The 1,996-nt window shown below is 58.9% G+C and carries 3 protein-coding genes; all 3 read right to left on the minus strand.

The window, feature by feature from the left end:
- Positions 1-72: 72 nt before the first annotated feature.
- Positions 73-633 carry a ribosome recycling factor gene (gene frr / locus V6C07_RS00040; protein ID WP_333534284.1) on the minus strand — a complete coding sequence of 187 codons (561 nt, stop codon included), beginning with the start codon at positions 631-633 and terminating at the stop codon, positions 73-75.
- 237 nt (positions 634-870) lie between these two features.
- Complete coding sequence (gene pyrH / locus V6C07_RS00045) at positions 871-1,584, minus strand: UMP kinase (RefSeq protein WP_012624158.1); 714 nt, start codon at positions 1,582-1,584, stop codon at positions 871-873.
- 147 nt (positions 1,585-1,731) lie between these two features.
- The coding region (locus V6C07_RS00050; protein WP_333534287.1) for a DUF4911 domain-containing protein at positions 1,732-1,996 on the minus strand (265 nt) is incomplete at its 5' end.

The raw sequence follows: 1,996 nt of genomic DNA on the forward strand, positions 1-1,996 counted from the left end.
GGAACGTGCCGCCCCCGCCCCGCTGTAGCAGAAACGCGACGGGCGCGGCTCGTGGCGGACAGACCGCCACGGCTAGATTTCCATAATTTCCTTTTCTTTGCCGGCGCAGCGCTTGTCCACTTCAGCGACGTATTTGTCGGTAAGCTTCTGCACATCGTCAGTGGCGCGTTTTTGTTCGTCTTCGGTAATGGTCTTTTCTTTTTCCAGCTTTTTCAGGCTGTCATTGGCGTCGCGGCGCACGTTGCGCACAGCCACCTTGGCCTCTTCGCTGTATTTGCGCGCAACCTTGCCCAGTTCTTTGCGGCGCTCTTCGGTGAGGGGGGGCATGACAATGCGGATGAGCTTGCCGTCGTTGACGGGCGTAAGACCAAGGTCGGACTTGAGGATGGCTTTTTCGATCAGGGCAATGCCGCCCTTGTCCCAGGGCTGGATGGTCAGGGTGCGGCTGTCGGGCACAGCGATGGAGGCCATCTGGCTGATGGGCGTGGGCGTGCCGTAGTAGTCGGCCTTTATGCCGTCCACAAGGGCTGTGGTGGCGCGGCCGGTGCGCAGTTTGGCAAAGTCGCGGTCAAGAGCGGCAAGGGCTTTTTCCATGCGGTCTTCGGCATCAAGAAGGATGCTGTCGATATCCATAAATTATTCTCCTTGGGGCTGCGGCCTGCGGCCTGTTCCTTTGGGGATGGCGCTGCGCCTCCCTTTGCAAAAAAATCCGGGACGGTCTGATGTTGAAAAATCCAGACCGCCCGGCGCGGTTGTAAATTTCAAGCCTGTATGCGCTTGCCGAAACCTGGGCGTTGTTTCGGGCAGAATCGTGCCTGACCGGAAAGCCGGATTTTTCCGCCGTGGCATCACAAGCTCATGTGCGCCTGATCAGCAGTTGCGCACGATGGTTCCCACCGGTTCACCCATGACGGCACGCTGGATGTCGCCGCCGAACATGCGGCAGACAATGATAGGCACATTGTTGTCGCGCACCAGGGCAAAGGCCGTGGCATCCATGACGCCCAGGTGGCGGGCCAGGGTTTCATCGTAGCTTATGGTGTCAAACTTGACGGCATCGCTGTGCTTGGTGGGGTCCTTGTCGTAGATGCCGTCGACCTTGGTGGCCTTGATGATGGCATCGCACTTGAGTTCCATGCCGCGCAGCACCGCCGTGGTGTCGGTGGTGAAATAGGGATTGCCAGTACCGGCGGCGCAGATGACCACACGGCCTTTTTCCATATGGCGCAGGGCGCGGCGGCGAATGAACGGCTCGCACACTTCCTGCATGGTGATGGCCGAAAGAACGCGCGTGGGGTAGCCCTGTTTTTCCAGCATGTCCTGCACGGCCAGAGCGTTCAGTACTGTAGCCAGCATGCCCATATAGTCCGCCGATGAGCGCTCCATACCTTTGGCCGAGCCGGAAAGGCCGCGAAAAATATTCCCGCCGCCGATAACCAGGGCCATTTCCACGCCCATTGCAAGCACAGTGCCTATTTCGCGGCATATTTCGGCCACGGTATCGGGGTTGATGCCGGTCTTGTTGGACCCTGCAAGGGCTTCGCCGCTCAGTTTGAGCAGAACTCGCTTGTATGTCAGTGACATGTATCCGCCTTCGTCTGGATGGGAGGCCCGCATGAGGGCCGTTTTGCTGTGGAGCACCCGCAGTGCGCGGGCGTGAAAAAACGGGACCGGGCCTCCCCGGGCCCGTTCTCCCGCAACAGTGTGTTCATAACAGAAAATGTGGCTATCTCAAAGCATTTTTGCGGCCCTGCGGCCAGTGGGAAAGGGCCACTCCAGCAGCTCAAAGGGCAGGCTGCCGGACATTTCCGCAAGAACACGGCGTGTTTCTTTTTCCAGGTGTGGTGAAAAAATTATTTTAAGCAGGGCGGTTTTTGGCTCAATCACGGTAAAGTAGGCCGTATGGTCGTAAGCTTCGAGCAAAAAACGGAAAAGAGCCGTGTTCCGCGGGGCCAGGCGCACAAGCAGGTGGCCGCTGTGCCGGGGCGCTGCCAGG

The sequence above is a fragment of the Desulfovibrio sp. 1214_IL3152 genome (assembly GCF_036763055.1).
GTDB lineage: Bacteria > Desulfobacterota > Desulfovibrionia > Desulfovibrionales > Desulfovibrionaceae > Desulfovibrio.